Source organism: Winogradskyella helgolandensis (assembly GCF_013404085.1).
GTDB classification, from domain to species: Bacteria; Bacteroidota; Bacteroidia; order Flavobacteriales; family Flavobacteriaceae; genus Winogradskyella; species Winogradskyella helgolandensis.
Genome location: NZ_JABFHO010000002.1, coordinates 163,195 through 186,029, shown reverse-complemented (window position 1 = coordinate 186,029; position 22,835 = coordinate 163,195). Strand labels below are relative to the sequence as shown.

Genomic DNA, 22,835 nt, shown 5'->3' with positions numbered 1-22,835 from the left:
AATAAAAAATGAGTACAATTAATTTGGGAATTATAGAAGATGATGCGTTAATTCAGGAAAGCCTGAATGACTTTTTCGATGCCCAATCTGAGATTGATTGTGTGCAGATATCGTCTTCGGTTGAAGATTTTTTAACGTCAATTAAATCACTTGAAACTTTGCCAGAGATAATTCTTTTGGATATTAACCTATTGGGCATGTCTGGTATTAAGGGGATTCCATTACTCTTAAATGAACTTCCCAAAGTTGATATCATTATGCTGACGACTTTTGAAGATAATGATAGTATTTATAAAGCCTTGTGTGCCGGAGCTTGTTCGTATTTATCGAAAAAAACACCACTTAAAAAAATAAAAGAAGCTATAGAAGTTGTGAGTAAAGGTGGTTCTTATATGTCACCTTCCATTGCGAGAAAAATAGTGAATACTTTTGCTCCAAAACAGCATAAAAGCAATTTGTTAACGCCAAGACAAAAAGAAATTGTAGCTGGTATTGTAGATGGTAAAAGCTACAAAATGATTGCCTCTGATTTATTTGTTTCCATCGATACGGTTCGTACACACATTAAGAACATCTACAAAACGTTAGAAATTAATAGTAAAGCCGAATTAATCCGTAAATCTTACGATAACGAACTATAATTCAGTCTTCATCATACGAAACTAGATTTTTTTGTCGTTATTTAAAATATGAAAAAAGTTCTACTCGCCATTTTAATCTTAACATCACTTGCTGTTTTAGCGTTTCAGTTTAGACCAGTAAAAAAAGTGGTTAATATCGTTAAATCTAGTATTGAAACACCAAGCCTCATTAATAAAGATAGTTTAACGATTGCATCTAGAGTTAATATTCCTGAAGGTTATAAACGTGTCAATTATACCGAAGGAAGTTTTGAAGCGTATCTCAGGAGTTACAAATTAAAAGCCTTTGGAAGTAAAATCATTAATTACGATGACACCAACTATTTCTGGCAAGGCGGCCATATTGGTGTTTTAGAGATTCCTGTACCTAAAAATGGACTACAACAATGTGCAGATGCATTGATTAGAATACGAAGTGAATACCTGTGGGACAACAATAGAAAAAACGAAATAGGTTTTAACTTTACATCTGGGCATTATTGTTCTTGGACCAAATATGCTGAAGGGTATAGACCTAAAATTAACGGAAATAAAGTCACGTTTCATAAAACGGCAAGTGCCAATATTTCAAAAGACAACTTCTATAAATACTTAAATTTAATATATATGTATTCTGGGACGTTATCATTGTACAATGAGTTAGAAGCCGTTAAAGCGAAAGATTTAAAAATAGGTGATATGCTCATCAAAGGAGGTTCACCTGGACATATAGTTATGGTCGCAGATGAGGTTGTGAACGCGCAAGGCGAGAAACTCTTTTTATTATGTCAAGGCAATACACCAGCCCAAAGTGTGCATTTAGTAAAGAATCTTGAAGACTCAGCGATTTCACCATGGTATCAACTCGAAGATGATACGGCGATTTCTGTTTCGAATTATAGGTTTAGTAGTTCGAAATTTGTGCGTTTTAAATAGCAAGTTTGTATTTTTGCTATATGAGTAAACCACTAACACCACAAGAAGTACATAATCTCGCCATGAACCATGTTGGTAAAGACCTGGAGGCGCGTGGTTTCGAGTTCATAGCTATTAATTCTAAGTTGAAACGGCATCCGCAATTTGTCTGTATAGATAAGAATAGTCAATATTACTTTGTGGTAGTCCGTGCCGTGATTTTACCAGATAACCCCAATAATTATGATGTGGTTTGGATGGAAACCTTTAAGAAACATGCTTTTGAAAAGGATGCTAAAGTGTTATATGCAGGTGTAGGATTAGGAAATCCTGACGGTGAAGATTTACCTCTTTATTTAAACGAAGAATACCTCATTGAATACAACGGTATTCAGGTTCTTGATATGAATTTAAATTAATTCACTAATCTCAATGTCTGGCTGAATGCCGCCAAATCTCTATTTGAAGACTTATGAAAAACGTATTTTACCTCATTCTTATTGCTACATTTTTTGCTTGTGAACACGAACCAAAAAACATCAAATTATCAGGTCCGGTTTTTGGAACGTCTTATAGTGTTCAGTACCATTCGGAACATGATGTGAACTATCAAAAACAGTTTGATAGCCTTTTTAATGTGGTGAATCAATCCATGTCAACCTATATTCCTGATTCTAAAATTTCAAGAATAAATAAAGGAGAAGCTATTGAAGTAGATACGCATTTTACACGTGTATTCGACAAAGCAAAACAGATTTACAGAACCACGGAAGGCGCTTTTGATCCAACCATTGGTGCAGTTGTAAACGCATGGGATTTTGGTCCTGAAGGTAAAATAATGAACATTGATAGTACAGCTATTGATAGTCTAATGAAATCTGTTGGATTTAATAGAATGGGTTTAAGGGATAATAGAATTATAAAAAATAAGGCAACATTTATAGATTTTAATGCCATTGCCAAAGGTTACGGTGTAGATGTGATTGGTGAGTTTTTAGAACAAAAAAACATTACTGATTATATAGTTGAAATAGGTGGTGAAATTCGAGTAAGAGGAATTAATCTTGAAAAAAAATCTTCTTGGAAAGTGGGTATCGACGATCCTAATTTTGAAGGAGAACAATCTTATTCTAAAGTCATTCCTTTACAAGATGAAGCGATGGCAACCTCTGGCACGTATCGTAAATTTAAAATTGATGTCAACGGAAACCGTTATGCACATATTATAGATACCAAAACAGGTTATCCTTCAAAAACAAATATTCTTAGTGTCTCTGTATTGGCAGAAGATTGTATGACGGCCGATGCTTATGCAACGGCGTTTCAGGCTATGGGAATAGATAAAGTAAAAACATTTGCAGAGCGACACTCTGAATTAAAAGTGTTTATTATTTTTGAGAATGAAGCAAAAGAACTTGAAACCCTTTCATTAAATAACTTTCCACAATAGAAACAACGACTTTCAGCAGTTAAAAACACACTTTTAAAAGCTTATAGGCTTACAATTTGTAATTTATTGTAGTTTTATCTACAATTTTTAAATGTTGAAGAAAATACTACTTTTTATTGTATTGCTACTAGGCTTGCATTTTTTGTGTGCGCAAGAACCTGTGTCTATTCATCTTACTGAAAAAGATGGCTTACCAGATATTGAGTTTTATAATGTTTTAGAAGATAGTAAAGGGTTTATTTGGTTAGCTTCAGATACGGGTTTATATCGTTATGATGGCAAAACGTATACCCAATATACTAACGCAGAAAAAAGAGGCCTATCCGTTTTTGGACTTTTTGAAGATACACAAGGCCGTATATGGTGCACTAATATTTCAGGACAGTTCTTTTATGTTGAAAACAACCAACTCATCACCTTTATAGATTTAAAAGAGGAATTAAAAGGGCAGTTGGGAAATTACTGTATACAAGACAATAAACTTTTAATTACGACAAGTTATTCGTTATATATTATTGATTTAATTACCAAGAAAATTCTTTTAAGAGAACTTCATGGAAATGGTGGGGCAAGATTGATGCCTCTAGATACGGGCTACATGTTGATTAGTTTTGATGCTGTAAAAATATTCAATAATGATTTTAAGGAGACCAATCAGTTTTTGCTTAATATCCACTATCGTGGCTCTAAAGGTATGACTACAGCACAAGGTCAAACTCAAGTTTTTAAACTAAATGAGATTTTATTTTTTTCTCAACAATTTAAGTATAAAAACATGTTTAGAAGTATCAACCTAAATACAGGCACTACGGATGCTACAATAGGATTAGAACTTCTGAAAAATAAAAGGATTATTAGGATAAAGATCATAAAGGACAATATGTGGGTGTTAACCCATACCGGAATTTATATTTATGAAAACGATAAAAATGAATTCACACTTAAAAACCAAATATTAGAAGATGAAATCGTTACTGACGTTATCATTGATAAAGATCAAAATTTTTGGGTGTCCACACTTACTAATGGTGTTCATTTAATTCCGAATATAGAGGTTGTAAAACATAAATTACCTAAAAACAGCGATGATATTATGGCTATCGATAAGGTGAATGATTCGCTTGTGTTTTTTGGTTCTAAAAATGGAGTCGTAGGGTTTTTAAACGTTGATGCTTCTACTTATAAAGCATCTGCTAACCTGGGTAATAAAGTCTCTGCAATACAGTATAATTCTAACATTGGATATAGTTATGTAAGTATCGACGATGGTGCTTATTTTGTAAATAACAAGACATTAGAAACCATAAAAAAACATGAATTTCTTGGTGTGAAAAGTTTTTCTCGTGTTAATGAAACGATGACACTTTTTGGGACGTATAGCCGATTGGCTTTTTTGAATAATAATGCAGAGTTAGTTAAAACATTTTCTGATAACAAGCGGATCTATACAACCTACTACAGTGAAAATAGCAATACTATTTTTATTGGGTATGTCGATGATTTATTAGTTTTAGATAACGATTTTAAGTCCACTACAATACGCTATAACGAGAAAGAGATTTTAGCCATTTCTATTACGGAAACTGCAGATGGCATCGTTTGGGTGGGAACGTTTAAAAATGGAATTTTTGCAATAAGGGATAATCAAGTTATTGCGCATTACACTACAACAGAAGGCTTGTTGTCTGATCAGATTAAATATTTAAAGGCTGATGAAAATTCGGTTTGGATAGCGACACCAAAAGGTTTGCAAGTGTTTAATACGGATAGGAAGGATTTTAAAAATTTAAACAAGACAGATGGTATTTTGTCTTACAAAATTTCAGGAATCGAAGTCTTAAAGAACCGCGTGGTATTGTCTTCAAACAAGGGTGTTTTTTCTTTTGATAAAGAGAAGGTGTTTAAAAAGACGTCGCAACCCGAAATTTATTTTAATGATATAAAAATTAATGAAGAATCGACTGATCTAGGAACGGATTATGATTTAGATTATAATCAGAATTCAGTACAATTTAGTTTTAATGTCAATGGTATTTTATACAATTTAAATAAAACGTATCAATACCGTTTAGTTGGTTATAATAATAACTGGATTACCACAGATTTAGGTGTGAATACCGTGAAATATAGTAGCCTACCAGTGGGGAAATATACATTTCAGGTAAGACCAACATCGATTAATGAGGGGACTGAGAGTAATGTTAAAAGCATTAAGTTGAATATCAAATTACCATATTGGAAAAAGTGGTGGTTTATTTTAGCCTACAGTTTGTCTTTTGTAGGTCTCATTATTTTGTATTACAAAAGGAAATTAAAAAATAAAGAAATAGCAAAAGAATTGGAGATTAGACAACTCTCTTTAGATAATGAGTTAATCGCTTTAAAACTAGAAAATTTACGGTCGCAAATGAATCCGCATTTTATATTCAATGCGTTAAATTCGATACAAGAATATATTGTTTTAAACCAAAAAATATTAGCAACTATATATTTGGGAAAGTTCGCAGATTTAATAAGAACTTACTTAAACCATAGCACCAAGGGGAAGATTACCTTACAAGAAGAAATTGATTGTTTGGAAATGTATTTAGAATTAGAGAAGTTACGTTTTGAGGATAAATTACATTATAGCATTTCAACATCTGGCAGTTTAAAGCCAGACGAAGCTAATATTCCTACCATGCTTATTCAACCCTATGTAGAAAATGCTCTAAAACATGGATTGTTACATCGTAAAACAGATCGGAATTTAAAAATCAATTTCTTTATAAATGATGAATCAAAAACAGTACGATGTATTATTGTAGATAATGGTGTTGGTAGAGCACAAGCTGAAAAATTTAAATCGAGAAGTCGTAAAAGTCATCCGTCTTTTGCTACTAAAGCTACTCAAGATCGATTAGCATTATTAAACTACGGAAAGGAAAAACAAGTTGGTGTCATTATTACCGATCTGTTTGATAAAGATATACCTGTAGGTACGCAAGTTGATATTACAATCCCATACACTACAGATTAATCATTAAACATGCTTTAATAAAATAAACACATATGAAAGTAGTAATTATAGACGACGAACCTAAAGCAAGAAAATTGCTTAATATACTAATAGAGGAGAATTGCCAAAAAGTGACTACTGTTTTTACCGCTGAAGATTTGTTAAGTGGAGTCCAAATTATAAAAGCTGAACAACCACAAATTGTATTTTTAGATATTGAAATGCCAGAGCATTCGGGTTTAGAAATTTTTGATTTTTTGGAGGAAACACATCGTAATTTCGAAATTATATTTACAACGGCTTATAGCGAATACGCTATTAAGGCTTTTGAACTTTCGGCTGTAGATTATTTATTAAAACCACTGCGATTAGATAAGCTTAGTGATGCAATTGATAAAGCGATTATTAACATAGGGAAATCTCATATTAACATCAAATTAGATGAGCTTCAGAAAAGTTTAAAATCGTCTAATTTTAAAAAAATAGCACTTCCAGTTGCAGATGGTATCAAGTTTGTGAATTTTGATGATATCATCCTGTTAAAGGCAGATGGTATGTACACCAAAGTTCATGTGCAAGATGCTTCAGAGCTGTTAATCAGTAAGCCATTAAAACATTTTGAAGAATTATTAGATACTATTCCTATGTTTTACAGACCACATCGTTCGTACTTAATCAACTTAAAGTATATTAAAGAATATTATAAAAAAGATGGCGGTTATATTATCATGGATAACGATGAAACGGTTTCTGTCTCAAAAGATAAAAAGGAAGAGTTTTTAACTATAGTTCAAAATATAGGATAGCTTTTTTACACGTTCAAAGTAGAATTTGATCAACTACTGATTTTATTTTGAAGTCCTAAATCATTTTAAAGTAACCTAATTAATGTTTAATGAAGAGGTGCTCACTAAAAGCATTGAAATTATTTAAAGAAATTATGAAGTCGCTTTTTTTTATCTTTTCTATTGTCTTTCTAGTTTGTCCTTTATATGCTCAAAACAATGCCTATATCGCAACTGATAAAGCTATAGCAGATTTAGATTATACCGTTAAAACGATAGAAGAAGTCCATTACAATCCTTATTTTAAAGTAAGTAGGGAGCAATTCAATCAAAATAAAAAAGAACTACTACAGGAATTTAGCCAAGATTCAATCACGCTTAAACAATTTATTGCAACCGGAATGAAACTCGTGTCACAAATGAGCGGTGGTCATACGGTTATGGATTGGCAAAATCCTAAAATTATACCTGAATTAAAAAGTTACCAATTTCTACCTTTCTCAGGAAAATTAATCAATAACCATCAAGATTTTGTAGTGACGCGGTCGTCTATTTTAGAAATCCCAAATGGAACGCTTATTAAGTCTATAAATGGGATTAGTATCATTGATTTGTATAAAGAATGTATGTCTTATTTGGGCGGAATCGAATCTTTTAAACGTGTGTCTTGTGAAAAAGTATTACCACTCTATTTGTTTTTTACAGATAAAATAGAAGCTCCGTATGCCATAAAAATCAATGATATGGAACAAGAGGTTCAAACCACAGGAATAGAGGCTTCGGAGTTAAACACGTTAATGCGTAAAAACCAAGTGGCATCAGATTATACATTCGAAATTAGAAACAATAATGTTGGACTCATTTCTTATAACAGATGTAATGATTACGATGCCTTTGATGCGTTTTTAAAAGAAACATTTAAGACCATAAAAGAAGAAAATATTACGAAGCTCATAATTGATATTAGAGAAAATGGTGGAGGCGATTCGGGATTAAACGATTTGTTATTATCGTATATCACAACCACACCATACCGACAATCTAGTGGACGGTTTTGGAAAGTTAGCAATCTTGCTAAAACAACGTACAAAAGTAATCCTGTATACGAAAAACATCTAGGTAAAGAATTTTTAGATACATATACAGCATCAGAGAATCAATCCATTATTGAAGATCTTGAATCTGAATTAACACAACCCATAAAGCCGAAAAACTTTTTTGAAGGAACCAGTTGTGTTTTAATTGGTCCGAGTACATTTTCTAGTGCTAATTTTTTAGCAGATGCTGTAAAAACGTATAAGCTAAGTACATTAATAGGTGAAGCAACAGGAGAGTATACCAATGATTTTGGAGAACTATTAAGTTTCACACTTCCTAATTCTAGTAATTATGTTTACGTGAGTTCTACGTATGATATTGGCGCAAATGGCGATTCTAATATCTATGAGCCTGTTCATCCAGATATTAAAGTCGAAGACGATGTGCTTTCTTTCGCCATAAATTGGATTCAAAATATTGACTAAAAACGTATAACATTTTTGTAAAAATCTCGTCAGTGTTTACTGCTTACGAGATTTTCATGTTTAGAAGTTGAAAGTGGTGTTTCAGAAGTTCAGTGTCATTTTTAATAGGTTGGATTAAGATATTTGGTCTTATAAACTTTAAAATTCTTAACCTATTATGAAAAAAATTACATTTTTTCACGAACACTTAATCAATACATGTTTCGTGAGTAAAACAAAATTACTTTTATTATTTACGCTAATTTCTGCATTGAGTTATGGACAGACTTTTGATTGGGAGACAGGAACATTACTAAGTTTTGGTTCGTCTAATCAAGACATTATTGCACAACAAATTGTAGGTGGTAATGAAGTTAATTTTTCAGACCCTGTTAACGGTACACCTATTCTGTTAGGTACGTTTACTCAAGGCACTACAGGCAAGGCTGTTATGAATCAGCAACCTCAACAAGTTGTTCGATTAAGTTTTTTTCCTGCAATAGATATTCAAAGCCTCAAAGCTTTTTCTGCCGATGCAGGTAGTACTAACTGGACTTTTACGCCAAATAATAGTTCAGGTAATGCCGTTGTAACAGCGAATGTTGCTCAAAATGCTGTTTCAGTGAACTTAAATTGGACTAATGTTAGCAGCATAGATATATCATTAACTAATGGTAGTTCACAAAATTTTGGAGTTGATGATATTGTGTTTTCACCTTATACACCTTGCACAGTAACCATCCCAGACGCAAACTTTAAAGCTTACTTAGTTGGTAATACTGCCATAAACACCAATGGTGATACAGAAATACAATGTAGTGAGGCCAGTGCGTTTACTGGAGCCGTAATTGTTAATGGTTTAAATATTTCAGATTTAACAGGTATAGAGGCCTTTACAAATATTTCAATTTTAAATTGTCGAGATAATGCATTAACGAGTTTAGATATTTCTCAAAATACAGCTTTACTAGAATTGTATTGTCAATCTAACGCATTGTCTAGTTTAGATGTCTCAACAAACACGCTTTTAACCCGTCTTTGGTGTGATAATAATAGCAGTATTTCAAGTTTAGATGTATCATCTAATACAGCTTTAGTAGTATTATCTTCTGGTAACAATAATTTAACAAGTATAGATATATCTTCTAATACGGCTTTAGTTTATTTAAGTTGTTATAATAATAGTATCACAAGTATAGATCTCTCTAATAATACAGTTTTAGTTCGTGTCGTTTTAGACTTTAATAGTTTAACGAATCTAGATATATCATCAAATACTGCTTTAGAAAATCTATCCTTTCAATCTAATACTTTATCAAATTTAGACCTGTCATCAAATACAGCTTTAAAAAATATAAAGGGTATAAATAATGGTTTAACAAGTTTAGATGTATCGTCAAATTTAGCTCTAGAATCTTTACAGATTGATGATAATAGTTTTATAAGTTTAGATATATCAAACAACACCTTTTTAAATGTTTTACAAGCAAACAACAATTCCTTAACAAGTTTAAACGTTGCAAATGGAAACAATGCGAATTTTGTTCAATTTAATGCACTTAACAACCAAGATTTAACGTGCATTCAAATAGACGCAGCCTTCACACCACCAACAACTTGGCAAAAAGATCCAACAGCAAGTTATAGTGACGATTGCGCAGCATTAAGCGTAGATGGTTTTAATGTAAATTCAATCTCATTACAGCCAAACCCAACAAGTTCAATGTTAAATATAGAAATGACTCAAAACATAAAACAAGCAACTGTCTATTCTATGTTAGGTAAAGAAGTATTAAAAACTCAAAATAAAAAGCTAGATGTTTCAAGTCTAGAAAATGGTGTCTTTTTAATTAAAATTGAAGACGAAAACGGAAACGTTTCAACCAAACGTTTTATCAAGCAATAATAGTAAGTTTTGTTTTTGTTAGAAACCTCGTAAGTGTTATGCTTACGAGGTTTTTTGTTTTAGAAGTTGAAAGTGGTGTTTCAGAAGTTAAGGCGCATTTTTAGTAGGCTGGTTTAAGATATTTGATTTTATAAACTTTAAAATTCTTAACCTATGAAAACAAATTTACTTTTATTATTGATGTTAATTTCAACATTAAGTTATGCGCAAACAAGAATTGCATCAGGTAGCGGAGACGCAAGAGGTGTCACAGTAGTAGATGATTATGTCTATACCACGAGTAATGCTAATCTATTAAGAGCTAATAAAAATCAAGTTGGGACAAATAATTTCGAAACTGTGGCTACAGGGTTCACTAGTAATGGTATAAGTTATAATGGCTATAATCTTTGGAGTCTAAACCAGAATATTTATGTGCCAGGTTATGGTATTAGATCGGCTTATGTTGAAGGTACAATACCAACAAGCTCTTATGAAGCATTAAATACCTCAGGAACTGTGTCTACAGTTTACATTTATAATGATGAATTATATTTTACATCTACAAATCCTAATAATAATTCGCTACACGAATTACGTAAAGCTACAGGTGTTAACTCGAGTGTATTTGTTGCTTCCTTGCCAGTAAGTCATCAATATATAGCAGATGTTACTAATGAAGGGTCAATTATGTATTTTACATATACTGGTACAGGCAGCAGTAATGGAGCTATTTATAAAATAGACTTAGCAGCAGCGGCACCAATGGCTCAATTGGTGAAAAGTGGTTTGCCAAAACCATGGGGAATTCATTTTGTAAATGATTATCTGTATTTTATTAGCAGTGCAAGTACAGGATATATTCGTAAAATTCATAAATCGGGTACAGGAGTAGTTTCGTACATAGGTCAATCGATCAATAATCCAAGAGGTATAGATATTGATGGTGAAGATATTTATATCGCTGTGGTTGGAACACTACCAGGTATTTATAAATATACAGACACCAATTTGGCACCTTGTACTGTAAACATCCCAGATGCCAACTTTAAATCTTATTTAGTTGGAAACACTGCTATAAACACCAATGGTGATGCAGAAATACAATGTAGTGAAGCAATTGCCTTTACAGGATTAATTTCTTGTTCAGGTCAATCTATTTCAGATTTAACAGGGATTGAGGCTTTTGTAAATCTTACGGCCTTACATGCAAATGATAATCAACTTACATCTATAGATCTTTCTAATAATACCGTATTAGAAACATTGTTTGCTAGTTTAAATAATTTAACAACTTTAGATGTTTCTTCAAATACAATTTTAGAGCAATTAAGCCTTTTTTCTAATAGTTTAACAAGTTTAGATGTGAGCACTAATTCAGCTTTAACTTTTTTAGTTGTTGGTCAAAATGATTTAACAAGTTTAAATGTTGCAAATGGAAATAATAGTAATTTTTCTAATTTTGAAGCAGATGGAAATCCAAATCTTACTTGTATTCAGGTAGATAATGTCGCTTACAGTGATTCTAATTGGACAAACATTGACACGCAAACAGGTTTTAGCACTAATTGCTCACTAAGCGTAAATGATTTTAATCTAAATTCAATCTCATTACACCCAAACCCAACAAGTTCAATTTTAAACATTGAAATGACTAAAAACATCAAACAAGCAACTGTCTATTCTCTCTTAGGTAAAGAAGTATTAAAAATTCGAAATAAACAGATCGATGTTTCTCGTTTATCAAACGGTGTATTTTTAATTAAAATTGAAGATGAAAACGGAAATGTTTCAACCAAACGTTTTGTCAAACAATAATACATAGTTTTGTTTTTTTTTAGAAATCTCGTAAGTGTTATGCTTACGAGATTTTTTTGCTTTAGAAGTTGAAAATGGTGTTTCAGAAACTCACCCCATTTTAATGAAGCTTCATAGTAGATATTTGTTTTCTAAATCTTAATAAAAACCAATTATGAAAAAAATTACATTTTTTAACGAACACATAATCAATAAATGTCTCGTGAGTAAAACAAAATTATTTTATTTATTACTACTTATATGTAGTTTTTCTTTCGCCCAATTTCCTACTACTAATTTAATAGCTCAGTATGGATTTGATAATGGGTCTTTAGTAGATGGTGCTAATGGCGCTAATTTTTCTCAACATGGATCAGCTTCACTATTTGTTAATGATAGATTTGGTACAGCTAATGGAGCTTTACAGTTAAATGGAGATGATTTTCAACGAGTAAACTTAGATCACGACTCTTCTTATGATGATATTTCTTTGTCATTTTGGATTAAGACGGCAACCAATGATAATAATGAAAGAACAATAATTTATGACCTTGGAGGAACTTTTAACAAAGGTTACCATATTTATTTAAAAGATGGAGAGATAAACCACTATTCAAGATTTAATGTGGGTTCTAACTATATTGTTTATAATATAACATCTATGGATATTAGTGATGATCAATGGCATCATATTGCTATTACAACACATATGTTAATTTCAAAAATTTATGTTGACGGACAATTAGTGGATTCGACTGGGAATCCAAGTGCCTCAAGTTATAGTAATAGAGGATTTGATAGTAACGGTATTGTTGGTTTAGCAAGAAATAGATCTTCATACCCGACGGCTACAAGCAGTTATAGAGACGTTATTGATGATATATTAATTTATGATAGAGAGATATCAGCTGCAGAAATAACATCTATTGGTGACTATAATTTTTGTGTTGGAATTACTAATCAGTTATTTACTTCTAATATTACAGCTACAAATATAGATGTAAATGTACCAGGTACACAAACTGTGGATATTGCGTATCATGAAGTTTCTCAACCTTTTTCTTCTGCTACAGTTGTTTCAAGTGTTTCAGGAGGAGCAAGTACAACTATTACTGGAACATCGCCAGAAACTTATAAAGTTTATGTTAGAAAAGATTGTGGAAATGGTAGTTATTCATCATGGTCTGCACCCCTTATTTTTAAGAATACAGGAATACCAACTTATGTTAACTATAATGCAACAGGAAATAATGATGGTAGTAGCTGGTCTGATGCATATATTAATTTAAATACAGCGTTAGATTTGGCAAACTCTGGTGATCATATTTGGGTTGCGTCAGGTAATTATAAACCACATGCTTTTGATAGAAGCGTTTATTTTACAGTAAACAAAGAAAATTTAAAAATTATCGGAGGGTTTAATGGAACAGAAACTCAGGAATCTGATGCAGATCATGTTTTAAATACGACTATTTTATCAGGAGATTTACAAGATAATGATGTAAATACAACCGATTTTATTTCTAGCTATTCAAACACAACTCGAAATGCAGATAATAGTTACCATGTTATAAATATTACGGAATACGGAAATAATTTATTATTAGAAGGTATAACAGTAAGTGATGCACATAATAATTTAGATGCTTTTGAGAGTGGTGGTGCAATTGTAAAAGATTCTGGGGTTACTAAGCTAACCCTTAAAAATTGTATTATAAAAGATAATGTTTCAAGAAACGGCAATGCAGGTTTATTAGCTGAATATGATCTTAATGGAACAGGGATATTAGGTGAGTTGAATATTGAAAACTGTATATTCTCTAATAATATGGCTCGATGGGCAACAGCTATATATAGCTTTGTTCGTGACGATACTGATGCAAATATAAATATTACCAATAGTTTATTTGATGGTAATATTGCAGGAAATTTGAATAGTACAACTGCACAAGGCTATGCTGGTAGTTCGGCATGGCTTAGGAATTTAAGTATTAGTAGCAGTTCTACTTTAAATATAGACATCATTAATTCTACATTCGTTAGTAATAGCGATACAGGTACAGAGCAAAATTTAAATAACTTTAGTAGATCAACGTTAGCTATAAGTAGAAGTAACGGAAATGCAGGGGCAGTAAATACAACAGTAGCTAATTCTATTTTTTGGGGTAATACAGCTACTGGTGGTTTAACTGCACGTTCTATAACAGATTTATATGAACAGCCACCTACATCTGTAAATGTTTTAAATTCTATAGATGAAGCCAATTTTAACGATGCTGTAATTACAAATACAAGTAATACAACTAACTCTAATCCTCTATTTACGGATGCTGCAAATGGGGACTTTACATTAACTTCTGGTTCGCCTGCGGTTGATACAGGAGACAACAGTTTTGTTTTTGAATCCACAGATTTATTAGGAAACCAACGTGTTTTTAATACAACTGTAGATATGGGAGTTTATGAGTTTGGAGCACCATTTTTAAGTACAAATGATTTTCAACTAAATGAAAACGAAATCAAACTATATCCAAATCCAACAAATTCAATATTAAACATAGAAATGACTCAAAACATCAAACAAGCAAGCGTCTATTCTATTTTAGGTAAAGAAGTGATTAGAACTGAAAATAAACAGATTGATGTTTCTCGTTTACCAAACGGAGTATTCTTAATTAAAATAGAAGATGTAAACGGAAACGTTTCAACCAAACGTTTCATCAAGGAATAATACATAGTTGTGTTTTTTTAGAAATCTCGTAAGTGTAAGGCTTACGAGATTTTTTTGTTTAGAAGTTGAAAGTGGTGTTTTAGAAACTGATACACTAAACCAACGACAGCATCATAGATATTTGTGTTATAAATCTAAAACATAACCTAATTATGAAAACAATTATAGACTACCTTATTATAGCATTTACATCATCTGTGCTTTTTTCTCAAAGTGAAATTCCTACAGAAGCCATTAACGGTACTTACCATTTGTTAGAAGCCGAAAAGTGGATAGGCAATAAGCCAACCAAATCTAAACTTTTTCAATATGGAGAGTTTGCAGGCGATAAGGTATTAGCAATTGCGGCTTGTGCTCAATGTATGCCTGCAATTTATAAGTATCAAAAAGAAGAAAGTAGAGAGTTGGGGATTCCTGTTTTTTACAACGATTACGGACTTTTTGTTATTACCTACGATGACGAAAGTTTTGTTATGGTAAAAGCAGCAGATGCAGATAGCGAAGATTGGACGGACTTTAGTTATAGTAATTTTTACAGCAAAAATGAAGCGAAGGTTATTGCTATGACACAACAAAAAATTAAAGCGTTTGTTGTAGCGGTTTCTGAATAAATTTCGGGGTAATTCAAATTTTTAGAAGTCCTTATTTTTTAGAAGTTAAAAACGGCATTTCAGAAACTTACTTCATTTTTTAGCTCTGTCATATTCGATATTTGACACTATATAAACTTAAAATTTAACCTATTATGAAAAAAATAATGATAACGGTTGCTTTAATTTTTACAGCAACCATAGCGCAAGCTCAAAAAACCTTTTACGAAGCTCTAGAGGCTAATGGTGAGACAGCAACCTACGAAGGTTTTTCTGGCATATCTATAAATGACGATGGTACTATAGCTATTGTAAGTGGAAAACCAGCGGTAACAATAACCGTAAAAAAATTGGCAACAGGACAACCTGTAGGCTTTGAAGCTAATCCCATTTCAGAAAGTTATGGTGGTTTTGGTATGTCGGAAATAAGCGATTATGGTAGAGTAGATAGTTACCCAAATGTAATGACTATAAAGAATATTCACAAAAGAGGCTTAGATGGTTACATGGTCATTGACGATTTGATATTTGATATTAGTTATATCCCAAGTAACGGTGTTCCAAAAGTTGAGGATGTTACAGCTGTATATGTCATGGTTAAAGATCGTACCGAAGCAAAAGATGACTCAGGAAAGAAGAAAAAAAAGAAAGGTGGTTTTATAGCACGCATGAAAGCAAAGTTAGAAGCTACAGGACAATCACCAACCTATAAGTATATTCAAACGGTAAATATTAAAAAAATATTCAACGATTACGTCACGGCGATGAAAGCCAAACAAGCGAGTCCAATAACGGCCCAAGACAAAACAGATATTGCCAAAATTAAACGCGCAAGAGAAGCTGGAGACGAAGAAATAAAACGTTATAACGATTCAATCAAGGCTACGCCAGAGTATAAAGACTTGCAAAGAAGAATAAAACAAAATGAGGCAAACTATCAGGCATCAGAGTTAAAAAACACGGTAACACTTCGTAATAACTCGAATAATGAAATTTATGTAGGTAGAGCTGGAAGTAGTAATCCAGGAACAAGAATTAGTGCTGGTGGAACAGCCAGGTGGAGCTGTGATCAAGATGCTTATTTACAAAAAATAACGAAGTCTGGTGGAAGTAATGCTTATGATTCTACTAATGTACAAGTGTACCGCAAAAATTCGGGTTGTGGTAATACTGTGTCCATAAACTAATATTCTAGAACAAAGAACAAATAAATTTAAAACTCAAATCTTCATACCATTTCTTGTTTAAAATGAGGAATGGTATAAGCTAAACCTTAAAACAAATGAAAATATTTAAACCCGTAACATTGCTCTTCGCTATTTTATTATTAACGGCTTGTAACAGTGATGATGATGCTACACCAAATTACGTCTTAGAAAGTGATCGTGATGCACTAATTGAAATTTATAATGCTAATACAAACAATACCTTAACTTGGGATATTACATCAACGGATGTTTCAACTTGGGATGGTGTTACAGTTGAAGATAGTAGAGTTGCAGTTTTAAGCATAGGAAACTCTAATATTGACGATTTACCTACAACGGCCTTGCAAAAACTAACGGCATTACGATCTTTAGTAGCAAATAATAATAGTTTTTTAACCATTAATGTTAGTCATAATATTAATCTTAAAAACTTGCAATTATTCGATAATAATCTAACCGCGATTGATGTTTCTAATAATACACTATTAGAACAATTATTGTTAGAAGGTAATAATTTAGAAAATTTAGATGTAAGCATGTTGGTAAACTTAACCGATTTAAAAGGCGGTAGCAATAGTTTTTCAAATTCGGTAAACATAGCAAACGGAAACAATGCTAATATGTGGAGAATGGAATTGGGGTCAAGCACTTTAAGTTGTGTACAGGTGGATGCCGGAGCTACAGATGGTTTTACTGGTTGGTCTATTTCTAGTAATGCAAGTTATAGCACACATTGCTTGTAAATACGTGTAAAATTAACACCAATGCTATTTAATAATTTAAAATAAGTGATTAAGAAAAGTTGGACTAATTTATTTGAGTTCAACTTTTCTTTTTATTAAAGCATGAAGTACTTCAAACAATACAAATTAGAATTGTTTCTAATCGTGTTCTATGCGTTTATAGCTCTTGGTCTCGTCTATTTATTTTAATTCATTTAGGGGAATACTTACCATTCATTAGTCAAAAAGTGCTTTCTACTAAATAAAAATAAAGTCCAATAGATTAATTTGTAAATTCAACCCTAAATTTTTCTAGTTGAAATTAAGAGGGCTTCAATATTTATTTTTTTTTACAATAACTTGGTTTGTAGCTGCTCAACAACCTGTGTCTATTCACCTCACCGAAAAAGATGGCTTACCAGATATTGAGTTTTATGACATCCTTGAAGATCAAGAAGGTTTTATTTGGTTAGCAGCAGATAAAGGTTTGTATCGTTATGATGGTAAGCATTATAAACTATTCACTAATCCTGTAAAACGTGGAAGGTCACTATTTGGACTAACTTTAGATGCAAAAGGACGTCTATGGTGTAATAATCTTTCAGGTCAATTTTTTTATGTGGAAGATGATGAACTAAAACTCTTCAAGGACTTTAAAGATATCAATACATTAGTAGATTTCTATATCTATAATAGTCATCTTTTAATTTCTGCAAATAATAATTTAGTTAGTGTAAATTTAGATACCAAAACCGTTGTCAATACGATTAATGAACTCTATGAAGATCATTTTAATCATTTAAACGCTCATAAAGATGGTTTCTATTTTAATAAAAATAACCTTATTTATTTTACAGAAGATACGGCTTTAAAAAACGTTCAACCAATTCATAAATATCCATTTGAAACCACTCAACAAAGTGGATCAAAAAAGTTTTTTGAATATAATAATCATGTGTTTTTCTTCAATGAATTAATATCTTCAAAAAGAAATACCATGTTTTATATTACTAATAACAAGGATTTACGAGAGGTGCAATTACCAGAAATATTATCTTCTTTAATAGTGGTGAATGCCTACCAAATCAAAGATAAATTATGGGTGTTAACGAATAGAGGTATTTTTATTACTGAAATTAAAAATAATAAACTAAGGATTAGTGAACGCTATTTTAAGAATAGCTACACTACAGATCTTATCATAGATTCCAATACTAATTTTTGGGTGACAACGCTAAAAAACGGTGTTTTTGTAATGCCCAATCTTGCCTTAAAAAAAATAGCTTTACCAAATAATGTAGGGGTTACTGCTATTGAAAAAACTGACAAAGAAAACTTGTATTTGGCGACTTCGGACTTTAATATTTTTAACTATTCTAAAACAGATAATGGTATAAAACAACTTGATGTTTCGTTTAGGAACAATATTTACGGCATTTGTTACAACGCACTATCTAATGATCTCTTAATGGTAGCGACAACTGAGTCGGTTTTTCATAACTCAAGAGAAGAATTGAATAAGAAAAGCGAGTTGATTGTAACAAAATCTATCTCTGTTTACGATGAAGACCAATATTTAGTGAGCCTTCCGCATGCCTTATCTCTATATAGTAAAAAAGGAGATTCCCTGTCTTTATTGCGTTTGGTGAGAAGTTATGGTTCCGTCTTAAACAAGAATAAAACTAAAGCTTATTCTAATTTTATTGATGGTTTTGGTGTGGTCGATTTAAAGACAAAAGCCTATAAACAAATCACCTATAATAATACCCCTATTTATGGTTCTAAAATTGCAATAACAGCAGATGATGTGGTTTGGGTAGCCACTTATAATAAGGGATTGTATGGTTTTATAAATGATAGTTTACAGTATAAATTAAATATGAAAAATGGCTTAGCTTCTAATGTTATCAATGTGATTACACCAGATGAAAAATCCTTGTGGATTGCCACAGATAGAGGGTTACAAAATTATAATTATGACACCCAAAAGGTCATAACCGTAAATAAGGAAGATGGTATGGACTCTTACAACATTAATTCTATTGTTGTTCAGGATGATGATGTTTTCTTTGGTTCTAATATGGGACTATATCAATTTGATGCTAATACTATTATTAAAACAAGACAAACGCTTCAGCCGTATTTTACCTCTGTAGCGATTTTAGAAAAAGACACTATTGTTCAATCCAATTATGAATTAGACCAAACAGATAGTGAAATTAGATTTGGTTTTAATGTTAACGGATTTCAATCTAACGAGTTTGTGAATTATGAATACCAATTAGAAGGTTACAGTGATAATTGGATAGCAGTAGAAAAAGGTTTAGATTTTGTGAAATTTAATACGTTACCTGCCGGGAAGTTCACCTTTCATTTAAGAGCAAAAAATACATTTCAAAAAACATATACAGAACCTATTTGTGTCAGTTTAAACGTAAGGTTGCCATTTTATAAAACATGGTGGTTTTATAGCTCAATTTTATTAATTTCAATAACTATAGTTTGGTGGTACTTTTCTCGGAAAACAGCTCGTTTAAATGTTTCTCAGCAACAAGCATTAGAAAAAGCAAAGATTAATCAGCAATTGGTGTTTTCTCAATTAGAAAATCTGAGATCGCAGATGAATCCTCATTTTATATTCAATGCCTTAAACTCTATTCAAGATTATATTATTTTGAATGAAAAAGTATTGGCGCGAAATTATTTAGTGAAATTTTCACGATTGATAAGAACCTATTTAGAACACAGCCAAACCAATGAAATTACTTTACAAGAAGAAATTAAAACCTTAAAATTATATTTAGAACTCGAAAAAGAACGTTTTGATGACGATCTAAAATTTGAAATTCACGTTGATAAAACTCTAAATATTGAAACCATATATGTGCCTTCATTATTTATTCAGCCTTATGTAGAGAATGCTTTAAAACATGGCTTGCTTCATAAAAAAGATAATAAAAAACTGATGTTGAAATTTATTAAAGACACGAATCAAAAGCGTTTAATTTGTGAAATTATTGACAATGGAATTGGTAGAGCCGCATCAGCAACAATAAAAAACCAACGGGTTGGGAATCATAAATCTTTTGCGACGTCAGCAAATCAAAAACGAATCGATTTATTAAATCGCAGTCAGGATAAAAAAGTAAAATTAGAGGTCGAAGATGTATACAACACACACCAAGTCGTCTCAGGTACAAAAGTAACGATTACAATAGAATTAGCACATTGAGAAGCTATCTTATGAAGCGAGCATATGAAACATTTTAATATTAAGAGAAATGATTTATAGAGAACAGCATGTGCCTCATAAAAACAAATAAAATATAGACATGACAGCAATAATTATAGACGATGAAAAACGTGCAAGACGTATTTTGCATACCTTAATTGTAGAAGAATGTTCTGAAATAGAAACGATTTTTGAGGCTGAAAATTTATTAGATGGTGTAACCATTATTAAAAAGGAACAGCCAGATATTGTATTTCTAGATATTGAAATGCCTAATCATTCAGGACTTCAGATTTTAGAGTTTTTTAAAACTGAGGCTATTAATTTTCAAATTATTTTCACAACCGCTTATGGCCATTACGCCATAGAGGCCTTTAAATTATCAGCTGTAGATTATCTTTTAAAACCTATAGATGTTGTCGAAATGAAAGCAGCTATTGCTAAAGCATCAACCTATTTAGAAGAAAATTCCATAAAAGAAAAACTACAGAATCTTGAACGAAATTTTCAGCAATTAGCCTTAAATAAAATAGCTTTAGAAGTCCCAAAAGGTATTCGTTTTGTATCGCATGAAGATATCTTATTTTTTGAGGCAGATGGTGTGTATACTAAAGTCTATTTGCAGAATGGTAAAACGGAATTGATTTGTAAAACCTTAAAACACTTCACAGAACAACTCAGTAATAAACCACTGTTTTACAAACCACATCGTTCATTTCTAATCAATTTAAAATACATGAATGAGGTCACTAAAAAAGATGGTCTTCAGGTTATTATGAGTAACAATAAAAGTATTCCGATAGCACGAGACCGTAAAGATGAATTTATGGATCTTATCAACCGTGTATTTTAAATTTAAGTACCATTCATTGCTTTAATCTTACCATTCACTAAAAAGTTCAAAATCCTTTTAGCAAAGCTTGTCATTTTTGTTTCATAATTATAAAACCAAATTTATTATGAAAAAATTATTACTCATATGCAGCTTATTAATTGTGAGCAGCATTCATGCAACTACTTTTACTTCTGGAGGTATTAATTATTACATAGGTATTGACCTTGCTCCTAATACGGCTAGAGTATCTACACACGCTTATTTTTTCGGAGCTGCTACTATACCTGCTACTGTAACTTACAATGGAGTTACTTATAGCGTTACGTCTATTGGAGATAGTGCTTTTTACGGTTGCTATGCTTTAACTTCTGTTAGTATTCCTAATTCGGTAACATCTATTGGTTCGGCGGCTTTTAAAGGATGCTATGATTTAAGTTCAGTTAGCATACCTAATTCTGTTACGTCTATTGGGGAAAGTGCTTTCTATGGTAGTTATAATCTAACTTCTATAAGTATTCCTAATTCTGTAACATCTATTGGAGATTCTGCATTTCAAGATTGCACAGGTTTAACGTCGGTTGATATTCCTAATTCAGTAACTAGCATTGGAGACCATGTGTTTAATTATTGCAATAGTTTAACTTCTGTAAGTATACCTAATTCTGTAACATCTATTGGAGATTCTGCATTTTATGCGTGTAGTAGCATAACTTCATTAAGTATTCCTAACTCAGTAACGTCTATTGATAGTCAGGCTTTTTATGAATGTACTAGTTTAACAACTTTAGATATTCCTAATTCGGTAGTTACTATTGGAGCTGCTGCTTTTGCCAATTGTAGTGGGTTAACGACTTTAAATATTCCTAATTCAGTAACAAATATTGGGAATTCTGCATTTTCTTCTTGTACGAGTTTAACCTCTGTAAGTATACCGAATTCGGTAACGTCTCTTGGTGAGTATGCGTTTCACTATTGCACTAATTTAAGTTCTGTAAATATCCCTGACTCCGTAACGTCTATTGCTGAAGCTACTTTTGACAATTGCACTAGTTTAACAGATATTACCATACCTAACTCTGTAACATCTATTGAAAGGTATGCTTTTGGGAATTGTACTGGATTAATTGCTGTATATGTAAATATTGATACACCAATAACTATTGATGATACTGTTTTCTATAATTTAAACTATTCTAACACTTTACTTACTGTCCCTACTGGTGCTACTACAGCTTATGAAGCAGCAGCTTATTGGCAAAATTTCAATCCTATAGAAGAGAGTAGTACTTTAGGGATAAGTGTTCTTGAAAAAAGTTCTACACCATTAATATATCCAAATCCTGTGAAAGATATTTTAACGATACAATCAGATAAAGAAATTCAACTCGTTGAAGTATTTAATTTACAAAGACAAAAAGTAAAAACATTTAACCATAAACAACTATCTATATCAGATTTGGCAAGTGGGGTTTATCTCATTAAGATTATAGATTTAGAAGAAAATCAACATGTAAAACGATTTATAAAGGAATAAATCATAGTTCTAATTATACCAATAAAAGGAA

At 31.7% G+C, this 22,835-nt stretch carries 16 protein-coding genes; all 16 read left to right on the top strand.

The genetic code is table 11. The features are described from left to right. The first annotated feature begins 8 nt into the window (after nucleotides 1-8). Nucleotides 9-641 carry a response regulator gene (locus tag HM992_RS19520; RefSeq protein ID WP_179321262.1) on the top strand — a complete coding sequence of 211 codons (633 nt, stop codon included), beginning with the start codon at nucleotides 9-11 and terminating at the stop codon, nucleotides 639-641. 48 nt (nucleotides 642-689) lie between these two features. After that, nucleotides 690-1,556 carry a DUF4846 domain-containing protein gene (locus HM992_RS19515; protein ID WP_179321261.1) on the top strand — a complete coding sequence of 289 codons (867 nt, stop codon included), beginning with the start codon at nucleotides 690-692 and terminating at the stop codon, nucleotides 1,554-1,556. Between the two features lie 20 nt (nucleotides 1,557-1,576). After that, the gene (locus HM992_RS19510; RefSeq protein WP_178983540.1) at nucleotides 1,577-1,954 is read left to right on the top strand and encodes a Na(+)-translocating NADH-quinone reductase subunit F; all 378 of its coding nucleotides are present in this window, start codon (nucleotides 1,577-1,579) and stop codon (nucleotides 1,952-1,954) included. A gap of 53 nt (nucleotides 1,955-2,007) precedes the next feature. Then, on the top strand, nucleotides 2,008-2,985 hold the full coding sequence (locus HM992_RS19505; protein WP_179321260.1) for an FAD:protein FMN transferase: 978 nt from the start codon (nucleotides 2,008-2,010) through the stop codon (nucleotides 2,983-2,985). Nucleotides 2,986-3,076: 91 nt separating this feature from the next. After that, nucleotides 3,077-6,004: a sensor histidine kinase gene (locus tag HM992_RS19500; protein ID WP_179321259.1), complete on the top strand. Its 2,928-nt coding sequence runs from the start codon at nucleotides 3,077-3,079 to the stop codon at nucleotides 6,002-6,004. A 32-nt stretch (nucleotides 6,005-6,036) separates the two neighbouring features. After that, on the top strand, nucleotides 6,037-6,789 hold the full coding sequence (locus HM992_RS19495; protein ID WP_179321258.1) for a LytR/AlgR family response regulator transcription factor: 753 nt from the start codon (nucleotides 6,037-6,039) through the stop codon (nucleotides 6,787-6,789). Between the two features lie 134 nt (nucleotides 6,790-6,923). Beyond that, nucleotides 6,924-8,291 carry a S41 family peptidase gene (locus HM992_RS19490; RefSeq protein WP_179321257.1) on the top strand — a complete coding sequence of 456 codons (1,368 nt, stop codon included), beginning with the start codon at nucleotides 6,924-6,926 and terminating at the stop codon, nucleotides 8,289-8,291. A 157-nt stretch (nucleotides 8,292-8,448) separates the two neighbouring features. Beyond that, on the top strand, nucleotides 8,449-10,176 hold the full coding sequence (locus HM992_RS19485; protein ID WP_179321256.1) for a T9SS type A sorting domain-containing protein: 1,728 nt from the start codon (nucleotides 8,449-8,451) through the stop codon (nucleotides 10,174-10,176). A gap of 153 nt (nucleotides 10,177-10,329) precedes the next feature. Continuing rightward, nucleotides 10,330-11,973, top strand: a complete 1,644-nt coding sequence (locus HM992_RS19480) for a T9SS type A sorting domain-containing protein (RefSeq protein ID WP_179321255.1) — start codon at nucleotides 10,330-10,332, stop codon at nucleotides 11,971-11,973. Nucleotides 11,974-12,127: 154 nt separating this feature from the next. Further along, complete coding sequence (locus tag HM992_RS19475) at nucleotides 12,128-14,683, top strand: LamG-like jellyroll fold domain-containing protein (protein WP_179321254.1); 2,556 nt, start codon at nucleotides 12,128-12,130, stop codon at nucleotides 14,681-14,683. A gap of 152 nt (nucleotides 14,684-14,835) precedes the next feature. Next, a complete protein-coding gene (locus HM992_RS19470; protein WP_179321253.1) occupies nucleotides 14,836-15,294 on the top strand; it encodes a hypothetical protein in 459 nt (152 codons plus the stop codon). 134 nt (nucleotides 15,295-15,428) lie between these two features. Continuing rightward, a complete protein-coding gene (locus HM992_RS19465; RefSeq protein WP_178983548.1) occupies nucleotides 15,429-16,460 on the top strand; it encodes a hypothetical protein in 1,032 nt (343 codons plus the stop codon). A gap of 95 nt (nucleotides 16,461-16,555) precedes the next feature. After that, nucleotides 16,556-17,224, top strand: coding sequence for a leucine-rich repeat domain-containing protein (locus HM992_RS19460; protein WP_178983549.1), 669 nt, complete (start codon nucleotides 16,556-16,558; stop codon nucleotides 17,222-17,224). A gap of 295 nt (nucleotides 17,225-17,519) precedes the next feature. Next, nucleotides 17,520-20,435 carry a sensor histidine kinase gene (locus tag HM992_RS19455; RefSeq protein WP_179321252.1) on the top strand — a complete coding sequence of 972 codons (2,916 nt, stop codon included), beginning with the start codon at nucleotides 17,520-17,522 and terminating at the stop codon, nucleotides 20,433-20,435. 100 nt (nucleotides 20,436-20,535) lie between these two features. Further along, complete coding sequence (locus HM992_RS19450; protein WP_179321251.1) at nucleotides 20,536-21,288, top strand: LytR/AlgR family response regulator transcription factor; 753 nt, start codon at nucleotides 20,536-20,538, stop codon at nucleotides 21,286-21,288. A 106-nt stretch (nucleotides 21,289-21,394) separates the two neighbouring features. Next, complete coding sequence (locus tag HM992_RS19445; protein ID WP_179321250.1) at nucleotides 21,395-22,804, top strand: leucine-rich repeat protein; 1,410 nt, start codon at nucleotides 21,395-21,397, stop codon at nucleotides 22,802-22,804. Nucleotides 22,805-22,835 lie beyond the last annotated feature (31 nt).

What these genes read in the sequence shown, in the direction of transcription:
- HM992_RS19490 (WP_179321257.1), top strand. Translation starts at nt 6,924, where the DNA reads ATGAAGTCGCTTTTTTTTATCTTTTCTATTGTCTTTCTAGTTTGTCCT.
- HM992_RS19470 (WP_179321253.1), top strand. Translation starts at nt 14,836, where the DNA reads ATGAAAACAATTATAGACTACCTTATTATAGCATTTACATCATCTGTG.
- HM992_RS19475 (WP_179321254.1), top strand. Translation starts at nt 12,128, where the DNA reads ATGAAAAAAATTACATTTTTTAACGAACACATAATCAATAAATGTCTC.
- HM992_RS19460 (WP_178983549.1), top strand. Translation starts at nt 16,556, where the DNA reads ATGAAAATATTTAAACCCGTAACATTGCTCTTCGCTATTTTATTATTA.
- HM992_RS19500 (WP_179321259.1), top strand. Translation starts at nt 3,077, where the DNA reads ATGTTGAAGAAAATACTACTTTTTATTGTATTGCTACTAGGCTTGCAT.
- HM992_RS19450 (WP_179321251.1), top strand. Translation starts at nt 20,536, where the DNA reads ATGACAGCAATAATTATAGACGATGAAAAACGTGCAAGACGTATTTTG.
- HM992_RS19480 (WP_179321255.1), top strand. Translation starts at nt 10,330, where the DNA reads ATGAAAACAAATTTACTTTTATTATTGATGTTAATTTCAACATTAAGT.
- HM992_RS19515 (WP_179321261.1), top strand. Translation starts at nt 690, where the DNA reads ATGAAAAAAGTTCTACTCGCCATTTTAATCTTAACATCACTTGCTGTT.
- HM992_RS19520 (WP_179321262.1), top strand. Translation starts at nt 9, where the DNA reads ATGAGTACAATTAATTTGGGAATTATAGAAGATGATGCGTTAATTCAG.
- HM992_RS19505 (WP_179321260.1), top strand. Translation starts at nt 2,008, where the DNA reads ATGAAAAACGTATTTTACCTCATTCTTATTGCTACATTTTTTGCTTGT.
- HM992_RS19495 (WP_179321258.1), top strand. Translation starts at nt 6,037, where the DNA reads ATGAAAGTAGTAATTATAGACGACGAACCTAAAGCAAGAAAATTGCTT.
- HM992_RS19465 (WP_178983548.1), top strand. Translation starts at nt 15,429, where the DNA reads ATGAAAAAAATAATGATAACGGTTGCTTTAATTTTTACAGCAACCATA.
- HM992_RS19510 (WP_178983540.1), top strand. Translation starts at nt 1,577, where the DNA reads ATGAGTAAACCACTAACACCACAAGAAGTACATAATCTCGCCATGAAC.
- HM992_RS19445 (WP_179321250.1), top strand. Translation starts at nt 21,395, where the DNA reads ATGAAAAAATTATTACTCATATGCAGCTTATTAATTGTGAGCAGCATT.
- HM992_RS19485 (WP_179321256.1), top strand. Translation starts at nt 8,449, where the DNA reads ATGAAAAAAATTACATTTTTTCACGAACACTTAATCAATACATGTTTC.